A 17,611-nucleotide genomic window follows, 5' to 3' on the forward strand; every position below is an offset into this window, starting at 1 on the left:
AACTTATACACTCAGATTCCCCATTGCATTGCTCCCTGACAACATCGGCAACGCCGCTGCCGCCCCCAATACCTGATGGTCACGCACTTATAAGTATCTAATGACGATATTAAATCGATTATTGACTATGAAAGAAGCTATAAATGAGCGTGTAAAGACCTATGGACTAATAGCGATCGCCTTTGCGATCGTGATAATACTAGAATATTTGACACCCCCTGAGTACGTATTTGGCTACCTTTACACAGGGACAATTTTGTTAGCAGATTCTCGATTGAATCGGAGAGCAGTTTTGGGGATTACTCTTGCAGCTACAGGATTAACACTGTTGAATTTGTTTGTTCCCGGAGGAGAAATAATTAATTCTCCCACGTTGGCAAATCGGTTAATTGCAGTGTTGGCATTATTGGTAACAGGTTGGTTAAGCGATCGCAACCACCGTAATGAAGAAGCGATCGCTTCTACTCAAGCACAATTACGCTCCCAAGAACAACTAGCTACCATGCGTGAAGATTTTGTTTCTACCCTAACGCATGATTTGAAAACACCCTTATTAGGAGCAATTGAAACGCTGAAATATTTTCAAAATGAGCAATTCGGTGAAATCACACCTATGCAAGCAAAAGTCTTACAAACAATGGCTCGTAGTCATCGCAGTACACTGCAACTAGTCCAAACACTTTTAGATGTGTACCGCAATGATGCCGAAGGGCTGAAATTACAGATATCACCAGTTAACTTGGTGACAGTGGCGGAGGAGATCGTCGCTACTCTGAGTGAACTAGCGAAAACACGTCAGGTTTATATTTCTCTGCACTATGGCGAATCAGATTTTCGGAGCTTTCTCTGGGTAAATGGCGATTCTTTGCAACTTGGGCGAGTCTTCACCAATCTCCTGAGTAATGGCATCAACCATACCCCTCGTGGCGGTAAAGTGGAAGTAGTATTTGAAGGTTATTCTAGCGATCAAGTGGTAAAAATACTCGATACTGGTTCCGGCATTACCGAAAAAGAGTTACCTCACTTATTTGAGAGATTTTATCAAGGAAATAGCGATCGCCACGTCTCCGGTTCTGGGCTAGGACTTTATTTGACCAGGCAAATTATTACTGCTCATGGGGGTACAATTTGGGCAGAGAATCGCTCACCACGCGGCGCACTGTTTGGTTTCCGACTCCCGGCTTGTCCACCACCGGGGAATTAAAGGAGCAGGGGAGTGAGGGAGCAGCACTTCTCTACGAGAGGCTGCGCCAACGACTACGCTCAGTGATCGGGGAGCAGGGGAGAATAATAATTTCTGACAAATGACAAATGACCAATGACTAATGACCAATGACTAATGACAAAAATCTTATTAGTTGAAGATGATGAATTATTTCGGCTTGGTTTGCGGATGCGGTTGCAACAAGAAACCAGTTTGGAGATTGTTGCAGAAGCGGAAGATGGGGAACAAGCTGTAGAATTGGCAAATCAATATCCTCTGGATTTGGTCTTGCTGGATATAGGTTTACCGGGTATTGGCGGGATTGAGGCTTGTCGCCAAATCAAGCAGAAGCACCCAAATTTACCAGTTCTGGTTTTAACATCTCGTTCTGAAAAACCCCTGATTTCGCGGTTAATTGCCGCCGGAGCGCAAGGTTACTGTCTTAAGGGTATTCCGGCTGAGTCTTTGATATTGGCAGTGCGATCGGTTGCTGCGGGCGCTTCTTGGTGGGATCAAACGGCAACAAGTGAAATTAGAGCCGCTTTTGAAGGCAATTCGATGGCAGTGCAGTCTGCAAAAACTGAGGAATCTTTAGAAAATCCTTTAACGAAGCGGGAGCAAGAAATTTTGGCACTGGTAGCAGCTGGCAAAAGCAATCAAGAAATTGCTGAAATTCTCTACATTGCCCCTGGTACAGTACGGGTTCATGTCCATGCTATTTTACAGAAACTAGAAGTACGCGATCGCACTCAAGCCGCAGTCTTAGCTATCCAAAAAGGATTGGTAGCACCAGAATTGTTGATAAATTAGATTTATCGGGAAAGAAATTCTTTTAAGATTTTGAAAATTGCGATGAGATATCAGATTGCTCTATAGGAATTTCGATCGCAAACTCTGCTCCTTTGCCCACAGATGAGTTACAGCTTATATTTCCTCGGTGTTTTTGGACGATAATCTGATAACTAATAGATAATCCTAGCCCACTACCTTTACCCACAGGTTTCGTGGTAAAAAATGGGTCAAATAAACGCGATCGCAACGACTCTTCAATACCAAGACCATTATCAGCGATCGCAATTTTGACTAGATTCAAGTCTGTCACCTCTGTGTGAATCCGAATTTGGGGAGTAGGGAGTAGGGAGTAGGAAGTAGAAGATTGATTCGTCACTCCCCATTGCTCCCGATCCCCAGAGTAGGGCCCAAGTTCGGCACTCCCCACTCCCTCTTCTATTGCATCAATAGCATTATTCAACAAATGCATAAATACTTGATTTAGTTCACTCGCATAACAAGTGACTAGGGGTAAGTTACCATAATCTTTCACTACAACAATTGCCGGGCGATCGGCTGCTTCCCTGAGCCGATGTTGTAACATCACTAAAGTATTTTCGATGTCTTCATGGATATTTACCCGTTTCATCTCTGCTTCATCATGCCGAGAAAAATGTTGTAGCGCCAGTACAATTTCCCGAATGCGATCGGAGCCTCTATACATTGCACCTATCAAATTTTGTAGATCCTGAATGATAAAATTCAAGTCTACATCTTTGGCTATTTGCTGAACTTTTAGTGTGGGTTTGGGATATTCTTGCTGATAGACCTCAATTATATTTACTAGGTCTTCCACATATTGACCAGCATATTGGAGATTTCCATAAATAAAACTGATCGGGTTATTAATCTCATGAGCCAGCCCAGCCACTAACTGTCCCAGTGCTACCATCTTTTCGTTCTGAATTTGTTGAACTTGAGAGGCTTTCAAGTTGTCAAGAGCTTGTTGCAGCAAAAAGTTTTTTTCTTCCAGTTTAACTTGGAGCAAGCGTAAATTAATCTGATTTTCAATTCGCAACACCACTTCTGCACCATGAAAAGGTTTTGCAATATAATCTACACCACCAACATCAAATGCCTTTACCTTATCGACAACATCATCCAGGGCGCTAATAAAAATTACTGGGACTTCACTAGTTTTATCGTCAGCTTTTAGTTGTTGACAAACTTGGTAGCCATCCATACCTGGCATATTGATATCCAGCAAAATCACATCGGGCAAAACCATTTGACATGCAGTCAGTGCCATTTTACCATTTAAGGCTTTGCGAACTTCAAAACCTTGTGCAGTCAACATCGCCGATAAAAGCCGCAAATTATCTGGGGTATCATCGACCACCAAAATATTTCTTTTCTGATGGTTAGTTTGATTAAAATGCATTATTGATCAAAAGTTATGCGTATAATTATTGAGGATAGTAAATCCTTCTTTGAAATCACCTTAAAATTTGTTGACCGATTTCACCGAAATACTTATATTTATAGTTTAACTCTCACGTGGCTGGAGAGTTTTACAAATTATCGAAGCTATTGGCCAGTTATCACCTTTGGCAATCCGATAAACTGCTGTAAGGATTATAGTGGCTAGCAGTCACAGATTATCTAGCCAAGGATCAACAATTAAATTTTTTCCAGGTGCTACTTGATAGCTACCATTGAGGTGCTGAGGTGAGCAACTCAAGAACCAGTCGTTGTTCTATGGGTTTAGAAAATAAATATCCTTGAGCAAAATTACAGTTTAAACTTCTCAATTGAGCTAACTGTTCTTGTGTTTCGACACCTTCAGCGATCGCACTCATCCCCATTGAGTTGGCAATGCCAATCATTGCTGGTACTAACCCCATATTCTCTTTGTTATCCTGCATCCTTTTGACGAAGGATTTATCAATTTTAAGTGCATTCAAAGGAAAGCTGTGCAGATAACTTAAAGAAGAATATCCTGTACCAAAGTCATCCATAATTAGCTTGATTTTTCGCTGCTTTAGTCGTTCAAGAATTATTTTTATCGCATCGGTATTTTCCATAATTACACTTTCGGTAATTTCTAATTCTAAATATGCTGGATTTATTTTATTGTCATAAATTATTCGGTCAATTTGTTCTACCAAATTCGGCTGTAAAAATAACCTTGCACTCAAATTGACACTCATAGTTAGAGGTTCTGGTGTCACTGGATAATGTTGCCAGATGCTTAATTGATGACAAGCTGATTGTAATACCCAAGTATTGATGGCATTAATTAAACCTGTTTCTTCGGCTACAGGAATAAATTCTATGGGAGAAATCAAACCACGAATTGGATGTTGCCAGCGCACCAAGGCTTCAAATCCAGAAATTCTACCTGTAGTTAGGGAAATAATTGGCTGATAGTAAACGAGGAATTCTCGCCTTTCTACAGCCCTCCGCAGGTCATTTTCTAACTCTAAAAGCTGAATAGCTTCCTGATGCATCGCTGGATTAAAAACGTGATAGTTAGCTCTTCCTTGAGCCTTAGCCCGATACATTGCCGTATCAGCATCCCGCAGCAAATACTCTGGGCGATCGTAATCTTTATTGCCCCAGCTAATGCCAATACTGGCATTCATAAATACTTCATATCTTGACAGTTGAAAAGCAAGTGATAATTGTTGCAAAATCCTTTCTGCAACTTGGATTGCTATATTGATATCTGTGATATTTTCTAAGAGAATTCCAAATTCGTCCCCGCCCAATCGTGCTAAAGTATCAACAGATATGATACATGCTTGTAAGCGTTGAGCAATGGCTATCAGCAATTCATCTCCTACCGGATGACCAAGGGAATCATTGACAACTTTGAAGCGATCGCAGTCCAAAAAAAGTACTGCAAACTGATAACTAGATTCTCGTTTCGCCCGATTTAGAGCATTTTCTAGTCGCTTAATAAATAAAACTCGGTTTGATAATCCAGTCAAGGAATCATGCAGTGCTATATCTAGCAGTTGACTTTGCAATTTCTGGCGGGAATCGATTTCTTGTTGGAGTTTTTGGAGAGTTTTTTCTAGCTCTCCAGTCCGCTGTTTTACCCGGTGTTCCAGTTCAACATTTAGTTTCAATATTTCTAATCGCGCCGATCTCAATGCTAGTTGATTTTGCACGCGCACTAAAACTTCTTGAAACTCAAAAGGTTTGGTGATATAGTCTACACCACCGACTTTAAAAGCTTTAACTTTGTCAAAAACATCATCTAAAGCGCTAATGAAAATTACTGGGATATCGGCTGTTAGCTCCCAAGCTTTAAAGGTCTGGCAAATTTCATAGCCATCTACTTCTGGCATCATGATATCAAGTAGAATCAAATCAGGTAATAATGTTTGAGTTGCTGTCAGTGCCATTTGCCAGTTCAAAGCTTTACGAACGTTATACCCTTCCCTTGTCAATATGGAGGATAAAACCCGGAGGTTATCCGCCATATCATCAACGATCAAAATATCTTTTTTATTAGGGTCTAAATGCTCGTAATTCATTCTAAGTTTGTTGTAGTCAATTCCATGATTTTCTCAAACTGATAGTTATTTGCTAAATCCCTGAGAACTTGGAAAACTTGAGCATTATCTGATGGAATTTGCTTGAGTAACTCTAAAATCAGTTCGTCGCTACAGCTGGCTGCGGCATAGTGAATCTGTTGGAGCCACTCAGGTGACATTTGTGATAAATGGCCCAGGAGTTCAGCAACACTTACAAAAATCTGTGTACCTTGATCGACAACTACCGTGTTTGTGGTTTCTACTTGATTGGTATATTTTAAACCCAGATGTTTGCTCAGTTTTTCCAATAATACTTCCTGTTTGAATGGCTTGCGAATAAAATCATCACAGCCAATGGACAAAATTTTCTGGCGTTCTTCTTCAAAGGCGCTAGCAGTTAGGGCAATAATGATTGTATTTGTATTGGAGGGATCTGGCGTTGTTCTAGAGAAGTCGTAAGGGGGAGCCAAGGCTTTTGGTATCCGCGATCGCCAAGTGGACGCACCAGAAGCATCATTTTCCATAACACCAGTTGTTTCTGGTGCAGAAGACTCTTTGCGTACAACTTTCAGAACCTCACCCTCGACTGAATCGGTTAATTCTCCTGCAAGGTACTGGCTCCCCGATGACACTAGTTGTTTCAATTTTGGGAACCTCCGCGACGTATTGGCTGTCCCATGCCCGATTTCTCTAGCTTTAATAATTCTTGTGGCTTCGTAACCGTCCATGACTGGCATTCGCATATCCATAAAAATCAAGTGTGGTTGCCAAGATTCCCAACTAGCGATCGCTTCACTACCATCTGTAGCTTCATTAACTTCAAAGCCTAAAGATGTGAGAATTTTAACTAGCAATATACGGCTTTCTTTGGAATCGTCAACTACTAGGATGCGGTATACTTTTTCACTAGGTGCTAAAGCTCTAATTTGTGATTTAATTTGGTTGATCGGGATTTCTCTGGGGCAAGTTAGAGCAATCTGAACATCAAAGGCAAATGTACTACCGACACCAGGCGTAGTGCTGACAGTAATATCTCCTCCCATAAGTTGCACGTATTTACGGCTAATCGCTAAACCCAATCCCGTCCCTTGTTGGAATTTTCTGCCGATTTCGGTTTGTTCAAAAGCCTCAAACAGCAATTCAAGTTCTTGTGGGGCAATACCACAGCCACTATCTTGTACCTCGAAGAACAGAAGAGAAGGATAAGAAAGATTTTGCTCCCCCTGCTCCCCCTGCTCCCCTGCTCCCCCGCTCCCCTGCTCCCCTACCCCCATTCTCACCCGTAGCGTCACCCTTCCTTTATCGGTAAATTTGATAGCATTTCCCAAGAGGTTGAGCAATACTTGACACAGTTTATTTTCGTCCGTTTCTATGTATTTAGGAATATCTGGCGCATACTCAAACAATAATTCTAAATTTTTAGATGCAGCACGCAAGTGCAACATCTCTTCTAAGTTCTTCAACAAATGAATTAAGTCAAAGCTGCTGCAATTTAATGTGATTTTGCCAGCTTCGATTTTAGACATTTCGAGAATGTCGTTAATTAGTTTGAGTAGATGTTCGCCGGCACGATTAATTATTGCCAAGTTTTCTTGATGTTCGCTAGATAGCGAATAATCTCGACTCATAACTTGGGTAAAACCAAGAATGGCATTGAGTGGGGTACGCAGTTCGTGGCTCATGTTAGCAAGGAATTCGCTTTTGGCGAGATTGGCGGCAGCACTTCGCGCCGCTTCCCGAATGGCTGCTTGTTGTTCCTGTGCAGCGATTTTTTGCGATTGAATCAGTTCTTCTTGGGTAGTTTGCAGTTGCTCGATAACTTGCTGGAATTCTTCAGTACGTTTTTTTACTTGAGCCTCTAAGGTGCGATTGTATTCTGCTAATAACTTTTCTGTTTGTTTGCGTTGGGTGATATCAAAAAATGTGGCGATCGCAAAAGCCACATACCCTGATTCATCATAAATTGGCTTTCCTAAAACCTCAATGCAAGTAATATTGCCACAATAGCGAATTTCCATATCATCAACCCTGGTGCTTTCCCCAAGCAATGCTCTCAAAATCGGTAAGCGATCGCTGGGGTAAAGTTGATTTGTGTCGGCAAGGTAAGCTTGATATATCTCTGACAATTCTTTGACTTTAACTTCTGCGTAGACGCCTAGCGGCTTGTCGTTAGACATCGCTCCTTGACCGAGAATTTGCTGCCCAATCTGATTTGTATAATAAGGTTCACCTTCAGCATCGATAATAAATACACCGACCGGTATGGCTTCTAAAAATTGAGTTAGCTGACTCTGATTATGAGATAGCGCGTCATTTAAAACTTGCATCTGGGCATTCTTTGCTTCTAAAGCACTAAAGGATGCTTGGAGTTGCTTTGCCATAGTTTCAAATGATTTGGCTAGTTCCCCCAGTTCATCGGAACGCTGAATATCTGGTGTTTCCTCCCATTCACCTTGAGCAATTTTCTTCGCCGATCTGTTTAATTGTAAAATCGGCTTAATTACCCAACGAGCAGTCAAAATCCCAATTCTTGTAGCCACTAAAAAAGCAACTATGCACAGCAAAATCGTGATGCGGGTGTTGGCATTAATTTGCTCCATAAATTCGCCTTCGGGAATCACCGCCACAATTAGCCAATCTAAACCCAGTTCGTCCTTCCAGCTTTTTACCTGTACAAAATAACGCATTCCATCGGCGGTAAAACTTAGCTGTTGCTTCCCTACAACAAACTTAAGACTGCCAAAGCGTTCGATCAAAGACTGTGTTGTGAGTTTAATTAAAGAATTTTGACTATTTAATGCCGATCGACGTTTTCCTTTACCATTAACGATTCTATATGGTGGCTCGCTAGTAGAAGAAGCCACTATATACCCAGAACGCTCTAAAATAAAAGTTTTACCCGACTCTTGGATTTTTAACTTAGCTAAAAACTTGCCGATTTGTGACAAAAGCAAATCAACACTAATCACCCCAACGAATTTGCGATTTTTATCGTAAACAGGATAGCTGGAAGATATGGATAAAATTTCTGGTTTATCTTCCCATTGATAAATTTGACTCCAAACTCGTTTGCCTCTCTTGACTGGATCTGTATACCAAGCTTCTGAGCGAGGATCGTAATTTTTGACTTCCTGTAAATGGCGGCGATTTCCTTGGTTGTCTGTAGGATAAACATAGAGTTTTCCTATACCGCGCTTTTCGCTAACTTCATTAATTAAGAGCTGGCCATTATCTAGACGTTCAACACCGATAAATTCACCTTTGGGATTGGCAAAGCTGTTGTAGCCAACATTGAAAACCTGCATTTGTTTCCAAAAGTAATTGCCGGTGGTTTGAAAGTCCGAAAGGTTTAGCAAACCTAGCTCAACCGCATCTAAGTTGATTTGATTGATTTGATTCGGAGTTGTTAAATAGCTATCAAGATGCTGTTCAATGCGATCGCAGATTTCATTTTCTAATTGAGTAGCAAGCTCCCTTACCGCTTTTTGGCCGTTTTGATACGAAAGATAGCCCACAAGTCCCACCGCACCACAAATTTGCAAGATAAAGGGCACAATCAGAACATATCTCAGAGGCATCTTGGCATAAACTTTGCCAACTAAGCGATTAAATGATTTGACGGGCTGAAGTTTGGATAACATTGTAGTTTTATTCTTCCCCAGCATCTACTAGGTGCATTTTGCCGTGCTAGCTACATTCTATATAAGTATAATTACGGCAGACATCGCTCTTTATGAAAATTTTATATTTTTAGTATAAAATAATACGAAATACTTATAATTGTTTGACTAACTGACTTCCTCCAACGCCTAATTTTCAAACTTTATACAGGAGTAGTCCACTATAGAAACCGACTACGTGGGTACGCCATAGCACTTGAATTTGCTCAGTTTTATCTGGCAACAAGCTAAACCACATCTAGTTTGCATATCTAAAATTTATATAACTCTTGTGGGGTGGGCATCTTTCCCGCCGTAATTATGCAATTTAAATGTGGAACAGCTTATTTGCACAAATTTTCTCAGATGAACTGAAATTTAACCAATAAGCTCCAGTATGCCATTCTAAAATTCAGGTTGCCATTAGCACCCAATCCTAAATTTAATTTTTAATTGCTGATGTGTTGATTTTCTGGTCTGGAAACCTCTGGACTTGTACAAGAACTTATATTTAATTACAGCAATTTTAGAATTGTTATGCAAATACACAGCATAAATAAAAAAAATCCAAGAAAATTTACTTTGTATTTTCTATTTTTACAAAAAGTTAACTTTGTTATACATTTATGTCAAATTCATCACCGATTTGTAAAATTTTTCCGGCTGATGATGGGGGTAATTGAGTATTTATACTCAATCGATAAAAGTGATTAAAAGGCGATGAAGCAACCCAATTTGGCAAAGTTGCTTGTCGCTGGGTTGTAAAGATTTTTTGAAAGTTTGGGTAAGCTTCCCCTAAATAAGAATTGCGTGTTGGGACTATACAACGCTGACATGGATTAACCCCAAAAAAATCTACATCTCCCACTCGAAAAGAGACTAAATCACCTTGTTCGCTAAATAGCCGATCTTCCCAAAATGCTGGTACACCAGCAATCTCGATGTTGGCACGCATCCGACGGCGCATTTCATCTACACTTAAACCAGGAAACCAAGAAGCTACCTCTGCCAATGTGGCCGTACTAATTACCGTTGGGCCAAGTGAGTGTGTATCGTCAGGAAAACCCATCAAAGAGTTTTGTCCCAATGTGACAGCAAACTCAAAATAATCACTCAAAGCTGCTTCTAATACTTGCCGTTCCTCATCCAGATGAAAAATTTGTTGTAAGTTGCGATCGGGGATTTGCAAGGAGATAGTTCTATTTAAGAGTGCAAATTGTGCCCTTATTAAATGGATTTTAGCATGACGCTTGCCATTGACAAATCTACCTTGTTCGTCAAAAATGGCAAACTCGCGGTCATACTGTAGTGCCCCACTGGCAAGAACTCTAGCGTTCTCAACTTCAACACCATCCAGGGATTTAACTGGATACAGTAAAATCTTAGCTAGGTAAGGCGTCATAGGAATATTTAGTTTGAGATTTGGTGAAAAGTTACAGTATCTCGCAAAGAGCGAACTGAGCTTCTCAAGATGGATTTTGGATTTTAGATTGGTGATTTAGTAGTCCCCAATCTAAAATCTAAAATTCTTTTGTTAATGAGCTATTTGAGCAATATTGTTTGTTAATTATGGATATACTGGCGATTTATCGATTCCGCCAACATGATTTAAAGGCCAGAAGCGAACTACAGCCCGTCCAATAATATTCTGGCGAGGGACAACACCCCAGCAGCGGCTATCATAACTACTGTTACGATTATCACCCAGTACTAAATATGAATCGGCTGGTATAGTCTGGGGTTTGGCCAAAAAAGGTGGCTGTGGTCCTGATTGGCAAACATCAATAACTGTAGTCTGCCCAGAACTCAGGTAATTGGCTTCTGGGAGAGGTTTGTCGTTGATATAGACTTTGCCATCCTTAAGTTGTATTTTTTCTCCAGGTAAGGCAATTATACGTTTAATAAAAGCATCTTGATATTGTTCTTTTTGCAGCTCTTTCGTCGGTGAAAATACTACTATGTCTCCCCGCTGCGGATCGGCAAATTTATACTTCAACTTATCGACAATAATTTTGTCTGCCTCCCACTGGTTTGGCGTACCATGCAGAGTTGGTTCCATTGAGCCAGAAGGAATCCAGCGTGCTTCAGCAACAAATGTACGAATTCCCAGAGCTAGAACAATGCTCAATACAATTGTTCTACCTAGCTCTGCGATCCAAGAATTATCGGGTTGTTGACTAGAGTTGTTATCAGACACTTGATTATGCATGAAATTACTTAACTTAACGAAAGATGTAGGTAATTAACTCACCTAGTGAGACTTTATCTGTTAATCTTAACGGGAAAATTTTAATTTCCTAGTTATGTTTGCATCTTGACTACCAATTTTAGATTGTAGATTGGGAAGGAGGCAGGGGGCAGTGTTTCGACTACGCTCAACAACCAGGCAGGGGGTAGGAGGTTTGAATTTAGATAAGGCTTCTATATAAGACGCTCTCGCGTTCAACCCTATTTAATTGCAGTCCACCAAATCGGAGATTTTGTGGGGGACTTAAACTCCTGCTGCCTCTGTTGTTAAAAATAAACTTTTTTTTAAGGCGCGGCAAAAAAATTGGTTACTCCGATCGCGAATAAGTTTAACCTAAAAGCATGGTTCTCTGTAATACATAGCTCCCTGTCTAAACTTGGTTATCTCTATGTCATCACCAAAAATGTTACTCATTCGCCGCGCTCGCATAATCTTACCCGATGGTGAACTGATGGTTGGGGATGTGTTGACGCGCGATCGCCAAATCGTCGAAGTTGCGCCAGAAATCTCCCAAACAGCACTAGTCACTGAAATTGACGCAGAAGGCTTAACTTTGTTGCCAGGAGTTATCGATCCGCAGGTGCATTTCCGGGAACCTGGATTAGAACACAAGGAAGATTTATTCACCGCCAGTTGTGCCTGTGCTAAAGGGGGAGTCACTTCTTTTTTAGAAATGCCCAATACGCGCCCCCTAACTACCACACAACAGGCTTTAGACGACAAGCTAGAACGGGCCTCACACAAATCCTTAGTTAATTATGGCTTTTTTATTGGAGCAACAGCAGAGAATCTACCAGATTTGCTTTTAGCAAAACCAACATCGGGAATTAAGATTTTCATGGGGTCGATGCATGGTCAGTTGTTGATTGATGGTGAAACAGCATTGGAGGCGATATTTGCCAAAGGCGATCGCTTAATTGCCGTTCATGCCGAAGACCAAGCTAGAATCAACCAACGTCGCCAAGAATTTGCCAACATTCACGATCCAGCTGTTCACTCGCAAATTCAAGACGATCGAGCGGCGTTGCTGGCAACCCAACTAGCATTAAAACTTTCTCAAAAATATCAACGTCGTTTGCATATTCTTCATTTGTCAACAGCGCTGGAAGCAGATTTGCTACGTCAGGAGAAACCGAGTTGGGTGACAGCGGAGGTTACGCCACAGCATTTGTTGTTAAATACGAGTGCCTATGAAACAATTGGCACTTTAGCACAGATGAATCCACCTTTGCGATCGCCCCACGATAACGAAGTTCTTTGGCAAGCTTTGCGCGATGGCGTGATTGATTTCATCGCTACAGATCACGCGCCGCACACCTTAGAAGAAAAAGCTCAAGAATATCCCAATAGCCCTTCAGGAATGCCTGGGGTGGAAACTTCCCTGGCTTTGATGTTAACTGCGGCAATGGAGGGCAAGTGTACTGTGGCTCAAGTTGTAAACTGGATGTCTAAAGCTGTAGCTGTGGCTTATGGTATTCCGAATAAGGGAGCGATCGCACCTGGTTACGATGCCGATTTGGTGCTTGTAGATTTAAACACATACCGCCCAGTCCGGCGCGAGGAACTTTTAACCAAATGCCATTGGAGTCCCTTTGAAGGCTGGAACCTGACTGGCTGGGCTAAAACCACCATTGTCGGCGGTGAAATAGTTTATGACAAAGGCCAGGTAAATACGCAAGTGCGGGGTCAAGCTTTAACTTTCTTGTAGCAAATATTTATTTAACCTTACTAAAACCCTGAATTTACAGCAACTACATAAGATATATTCCTCCCCAACCTTCATGCCAGATTATGCAGGTGGGGTATTTCTGTAGCTCACAACGTAGAAATTTGCTGTATTTCTAAGTGTTTCCAATTAAATCATCACAAAGACGCGATAAATCGCCGTCAAGACGAAAGATTGACTATTGTCTTGACAGCGATTCATCGCGTCTCTGATACCGTTGGCGAATTCCCTAAGCAGCTAAACTGAACCGATTAGTTTAGCAATGAAACGATTGAGAATCTTCTGAGCAGTTTTTCTTAAAAAATCCTGTCTCTTGTTTTTCTTGGAATGATTTATTCTTTGGAAGTCCTTTATAACAAGTGAAAGCTTTAGCTGAAGCCGGGAAAAGTCCTCAAGAAGGGGCGATGCAAAAAGCGGCGAAAACGGCTATAAAGATTTTAAAAGGGACAATTTCTAATTTACCCAGTGCTACAAAGTTGGTTGAACAATGCAGCAATCTATTGCCGTTAATTTCAAATTTTTTGGGTTTGTAGGGAAGGGGTTGGGGGATTAGGTCTCTATTTAACTTTGAGATTAAGGTAAAATTATAAGTAAAAGTATTAAGAATTTTAAACAAACTAATCAATGTCCAGCATTTCTCTTGACAAAAGTAACTCTCATGTCGCTGTTATTGGTGCAGGAATAGGTGGACTGACTGCTGGAGCATTATTAGCTCATAGAGGTTACACTGTCTTAATTTTGGATCAAGCCCTCGTTCCAGGAGGCTGTGCTTCGACCTTTAAACGCCAAGGATTTACCTTTGATGTCGGAGCAACTCAGGTTGCAGGATTAGAACCAGGGGGAATTCACCACCGGATTTTCTCAGAATTGTCAATAGATTTGCCACAAGCAACGCCTTGCGACCCGGCTTGTGCGGTGTATTTACCTGGGGAAACCACACCCATCAACGTTTGGCGCGACCAAGAGAAATGGCAAGAGGAACGACAAAAACAGTTTCCTGGTAGCGAACCATTTTGGCAGTTGATGGCAACTTTATTTGATGCTAGTTGGGAATTTCAAGGACGCGACCCGGTACTACCGCCGCGTAATTTATGGGATTTGTGGCAGTTAACTCAGGCGGTGCGTCCGAGTACATTAATTACCGTACCCTTCACCTTGTTTACGGTAGGAGATGCTTTACGGTTATGTGGATTGGGAAATGACCGACGACTGAGAACTTTTTTGGATTTGCAACTGAAGCTATACTCCCAGGTAGATGCAGACGAAACAGCATTACTTTATGCAGCCACAGCGTTGAGTGTATCCCAACTACCCCAAGGATTGTTTCATCTCCAGGGAAGTATGCAAGTATTAAGCGATCGCTTGGTACAATCCTTAGAGAGAGATGGCGGCAAACTATTGATGCGCCACACTGTAGAAGAAATCAAAGTAGAAAATGGTAAAGCCAGTGCTGTTGTCATTAGAAATCAAAAAACTGGTAAAGTTTGGACAGAAGCAGCCGAACACATAGTTAGCAACGTCACCGTGCAAAATTTGGTGCAGTTGTTGGGAGAACAAGCGCCATCTGGTTATAAAAATCGGGTGGAAAAACTACCCCAAGCATCGGGCGCGTTTGTGGTTTATTTGGGTGTAGATGCCAGCGCGATTCCGCCTGGATGTCCTCCGCACCTCCAATTTCTGTACGATGTCAATGGTCCAATTGGCGAAAATAATTCCCTATTTGTTTCCGTTAGTCATCCTGAAGACGGTCGCGCACCAGAGGGGAAAGCGACAATTATTGCTTCATCATTTGTCGATCCTGCACAGTGGTGGCAGACTGAAGATTATGAAGGACTAAAAGAAAAGTTTACCAAAGAAGCGATCGCTCGTCTTGCCCAATACTTTTATCTCAAACCAGAAACGATTATTCATCAAGAAGCGGCAACACCCCGCACCTTTGCCCATTTCACAGCCCGCGATCGCGGTATAGTTGGCGGTATTGGTCAAAGGATTCCCACTTTTGGCCCCTTTGGGTTCGCCAATCGGACACCAATTCAGAATTTGTGGCTAGTTGGTGACTCCACCCATCCCGGCGAAGGTACTGCTGGGGTGAGTTATTCGGCGCTAACGGTAGTTAGGCAAATTGAAGCGCAAATGTAGTACTTTGTAAAGTTAGTAATGAAGAGTTTGTAGTAAAGACTTTAGTGCTTAGAAAATAACGACTAAAGTCCTGACTACAAAATTGTTTACAACTATTTAGATAGAGCAGAAATTTTATTAAATACTATAAATCATACTTATAACCGATGCCAGACAGGACGCAAAACTGATGAAATAAGCTTAGTATTGCCAATTTTGAGTAATGACAGACAGCGTTTTAATTCTTGGAGGAAGAGGGCGGATTGGTAGCAGTGTTGCCGAGGATCTAGCTACCCATACGCAAGCAAAAATTACGATTACTGGACGTTCTGCGGAGTTTGGGAAGGCTGTGAACTTGTCTTCGGGGGGACAAGTGCAGTTTTTGATATTGGACTTGGCAGAAGTTGACAAGTTGCGAGATGCGATCGCAAACTCTAACTTAGTCATTCATTGTGCTGGGCCATTTCACTATCGAGATACTAATGTTCTCGAAACCTGTATTGCTGAAGGCGTTAATTATCTAGATGTTAGCGACCACAGGTCTTATACAAGCAAAGCTCTGAATTATCATGAAAAAGCTGCTGCTGCTGGCGTGACGGCAATTATTAATACTGGCATTTTTCCTGGTATTTCTAACAGCATGGTACGCCAGGGAGTTGAACAATTCGATCGACCAGAAAAGATCCATTTAAGTTATTTAGTTTCTGGTTCTGGTGGTGCTGGCATTACAGTGATGCGGACAACTTTTCTAGGGTTGCAGTATCCTTTTGAGGCTTGGATAGATGGAAAATGGGAAATAATCAAGCCGTATAGTGAAAGAGAATTAGTTGAGTTTCCATCTCCTTATAGACGCAGCGGAGTTTACTGGTTTGATATGCCAGAAACCTTTACATTACCCCATGCATTCCCATCAGTGAAAACTGTAATTACCAAGTTTGGATCTGTTCCAGATTTTTATAATCACCTAACTTGGATTGCGGCACACGTTTTTCCCAAGTGGTTAATGCAGCGTCGTTACATGATTGAATTTCTGTCTCATGTCAGCCATTCAATGACAGATGTCACTAATAATTTTAGTGGAATTGGAGTAGCAGTTCGTTCTGAGGTTACAGGGCAAAAAAATGGTGAGACAGCCGTTTATTGTTCAACTGTAGTGCATGAAAATACAGCGTTGGCTTCTGGTTACGGCACAGGTAGTATTGCCCAATTATTGCTAGAAGGTAAACTCAAAAAACCAGGAGTTTTTCCTGTAGAAGAAGCATTACCAACAAATTTATTTGAAGAGGTAATGCAAAGCCGAGGAATTAAAATTAATCACAGTTGGTCATTTCAGTCTAAGTAAGTCATCAGTAAAATTTATAATTATGTAACAAAAGATTAACCACAAAATAGTAACATTCTATAGATGTGGTATAAAACTGCTGTTAGGGTTGGAGTTGGTTTTAACTTCTGCCTTTAATTTTGTGGTTTTGTAGTGGTTTTGAAATGTCGTTTAATATTCCGATCACGACATCCTGCCAAGACTTAATATACAAGGACTTGAGGTATTTAGAAAATAGCAAAAGACTCACGATATTATTAACTTTAATTAAATAACTCTAAAAACTATTCAACAACTGCTGAAGTCTTTTCATAGCATTGCCCTGCTGAAAAATGTTGTGAATAAGATTACCCTAGCTAAAAATTAATATACCTTGAGATAGAAGAAAGAACTGTACCTAAACACTTAGGATGCCTGTGAGCCTAAGATATTTAACCTATCTTCTACCTAAAAAAGCTCATTCTAAAAAAGCTCATTACCAAAGATTAGGAGATTTTTTTCATGCAAAAAATTCTATTAAGTTTAAAACAAGCATTACGTTCAAGCTTTTTGGTTGTAGGCTTGATGGTTTTCATCAGCTTGACAGGTTCCTTCATTTTTGTTCAGCAAAGTAGTTATGCAACTACTCTTGAAGAATTAAAACTAGTACCTCCAGAGTATAAACCAAATTCTGAAGAAAAAATTAATCGTGCTAACGAATACGATCCAGGTGTTGGCATTCAAGAAGAAGACAGAGAAAAAGCTTATGAGCAAGCAATAAAAGATTCAAAAAATCTTAATACTATAGAGAAGACTTACGAAAGAAATTTGAAGGCTGAACAAAAACAAAATCCCCCAGAAAGTTTTGGCGAAAAAGCGAAAGAAGTTATTGAAAAAGTGACAGGTAAATAGGGAATATAGACCTAATGTAAACCCCTTTCTTGTAACGAAAGGGGAATTAAGACTAAAAGCAACTCTCAGGTTTGAAGTAAGGTTCAGACAATTAAACTGCCGCCACTATCTAAAAGTGGCTGCAAAAA

Annotated in this window: 12 protein-coding genes; 7 read left to right on the forward strand and 5 right to left on the reverse strand. The window is 40.9% G+C overall.

The window, feature by feature from the left end:
* Window positions 1-127: 127 nt before the first annotated feature.
* On the forward strand, window positions 128-1,204 hold the full coding sequence (locus V7K44_RS22305) for a sensor histidine kinase (RefSeq protein ID WP_334934434.1): 1,077 nt from the start codon (window positions 128-130) through the stop codon (window positions 1,202-1,204).
* A 135-nt stretch (window positions 1,205-1,339) separates the two neighbouring features.
* Complete coding sequence (locus tag V7K44_RS22310) at window positions 1,340-2,014, forward strand: response regulator transcription factor (protein ID WP_334934437.1); 675 nt, start codon at window positions 1,340-1,342, stop codon at window positions 2,012-2,014.
* 22 nt (window positions 2,015-2,036) lie between these two features.
* Here V7K44_RS22310 and V7K44_RS22315 read toward each other — a convergent pair whose 3' ends face one another.
* The 5 genes from V7K44_RS22315 to lepB all read right to left on the reverse strand — a co-directional run bounded on the left by V7K44_RS22315 (window position 2,037) and on the right by lepB (window position 11,388).
* On the reverse strand, window positions 2,037-3,416 hold the full coding sequence (locus V7K44_RS22315) for a hybrid sensor histidine kinase/response regulator (protein ID WP_334934439.1): 1,380 nt from the start codon (window positions 3,414-3,416) through the stop codon (window positions 2,037-2,039).
* A gap of 268 nt (window positions 3,417-3,684) precedes the next feature.
* Complete coding sequence (locus tag V7K44_RS22320; RefSeq protein ID WP_334934441.1) at window positions 3,685-5,520, reverse strand: GGDEF/EAL domain-containing response regulator; 1,836 nt, start codon at window positions 5,518-5,520, stop codon at window positions 3,685-3,687.
* The gene (locus tag V7K44_RS22325; RefSeq protein WP_334934443.1) at window positions 5,517-9,161 is read right to left on the reverse strand and encodes an ATP-binding protein; all 3,645 of its coding nucleotides are present in this window, start codon (window positions 9,159-9,161) and stop codon (window positions 5,517-5,519) included. The genes V7K44_RS22320 and V7K44_RS22325 overlap by 4 nt, the downstream gene beginning before the upstream one ends.
* A 634-nt stretch (window positions 9,162-9,795) precedes the next feature.
* Window positions 9,796-10,581 (reverse strand): MOSC domain-containing protein, encoded by a 786-nt coding sequence (locus tag V7K44_RS22330; protein WP_334934445.1) that lies wholly within the window; start codon window positions 10,579-10,581, stop codon window positions 9,796-9,798.
* 165 nt (window positions 10,582-10,746) lie between these two features.
* Complete coding sequence (lepB, locus tag V7K44_RS22335) at window positions 10,747-11,388, reverse strand: signal peptidase I (protein WP_292781439.1); 642 nt, start codon at window positions 11,386-11,388, stop codon at window positions 10,747-10,749.
* Between the two features lie 427 nt (window positions 11,389-11,815).
* Here lepB and V7K44_RS22340 point away from each other — a divergent pair, with 427 nt between their 5' ends.
* From V7K44_RS22340 to V7K44_RS22360, 5 genes are all read left to right on the forward strand, one after another.
* Entirely contained in the window at window positions 11,816-13,135 is a 1,320-nt protein-coding gene (locus V7K44_RS22340; RefSeq protein ID WP_334934450.1) for a dihydroorotase, read from the forward strand.
* Window positions 13,136-13,512: 377 nt separating this feature from the next.
* Window positions 13,513-13,686: a hypothetical protein gene (locus tag V7K44_RS22345; protein WP_334934452.1), complete on the forward strand. Its 174-nt coding sequence runs from the start codon at window positions 13,513-13,515 to the stop codon at window positions 13,684-13,686.
* A 91-nt stretch (window positions 13,687-13,777) separates the two neighbouring features.
* Window positions 13,778-15,292: a C-3',4' desaturase CrtD gene (gene crtD, locus V7K44_RS22350; protein ID WP_334934454.1), complete on the forward strand. Its 1,515-nt coding sequence runs from the start codon at window positions 13,778-13,780 to the stop codon at window positions 15,290-15,292.
* A 202-nt stretch (window positions 15,293-15,494) separates the two neighbouring features.
* Window positions 15,495-16,613 (forward strand): saccharopine dehydrogenase family protein, encoded by a 1,119-nt coding sequence (locus V7K44_RS22355; protein WP_334934456.1) that lies wholly within the window; start codon window positions 15,495-15,497, stop codon window positions 16,611-16,613.
* Between the two features lie 480 nt (window positions 16,614-17,093).
* Window positions 17,094-17,483 (forward strand): hypothetical protein, encoded by a 390-nt coding sequence (locus V7K44_RS22360; RefSeq protein WP_334837082.1) that lies wholly within the window; start codon window positions 17,094-17,096, stop codon window positions 17,481-17,483.
* The last annotated feature ends 128 nt before the right edge of the window (window positions 17,484-17,611 follow it).

The sequence above is a fragment of the Nostoc sp. genome (assembly GCF_036917235.1).
GTDB lineage: Bacteria > Cyanobacteriota > Cyanobacteriia > Cyanobacteriales > Nostocaceae > Nostoc.

Excerpts from the sequence above, each read along its gene's own strand:
- V7K44_RS22355 (WP_334934456.1), top strand. The coding sequence starts at position 15,495 with ATGACAGACAGCGTTTTAATTCTTGGAGGAAGAGGGCGGATTGGTAGC.
- crtD (WP_334934454.1), top strand. The coding sequence starts at position 13,778 with ATGTCCAGCATTTCTCTTGACAAAAGTAACTCTCATGTCGCTGTTATT.
- V7K44_RS22315 (WP_334934439.1), bottom strand. The coding sequence starts at position 3,416 with ATGCATTTTAATCAAACTAACCATCAGAAAAGAAATATTTTGGTGGTC.
- V7K44_RS22320 (WP_334934441.1), bottom strand. The coding sequence starts at position 5,520 with ATGAATTACGAGCATTTAGACCCTAATAAAAAAGATATTTTGATCGTT.
- V7K44_RS22325 (WP_334934443.1), bottom strand. The coding sequence starts at position 9,161 with ATGTTATCCAAACTTCAGCCCGTCAAATCATTTAATCGCTTAGTTGGC.
- V7K44_RS22310 (WP_334934437.1), top strand. The coding sequence starts at position 1,340 with ATGACAAAAATCTTATTAGTTGAAGATGATGAATTATTTCGGCTTGGT.
- V7K44_RS22330 (WP_334934445.1), bottom strand. The coding sequence starts at position 10,581 with ATGACGCCTTACCTAGCTAAGATTTTACTGTATCCAGTTAAATCCCTG.
- V7K44_RS22340 (WP_334934450.1), top strand. The coding sequence starts at position 11,816 with ATGTCATCACCAAAAATGTTACTCATTCGCCGCGCTCGCATAATCTTA.
- V7K44_RS22305 (WP_334934434.1), top strand. The coding sequence starts at position 128 with ATGAAAGAAGCTATAAATGAGCGTGTAAAGACCTATGGACTAATAGCG.
- lepB (WP_292781439.1), bottom strand. The coding sequence starts at position 11,388 with ATGCATAATCAAGTGTCTGATAACAACTCTAGTCAACAACCCGATAAT.
- V7K44_RS22360 (WP_334837082.1), top strand. The coding sequence starts at position 17,094 with ATGCAAAAAATTCTATTAAGTTTAAAACAAGCATTACGTTCAAGCTTT.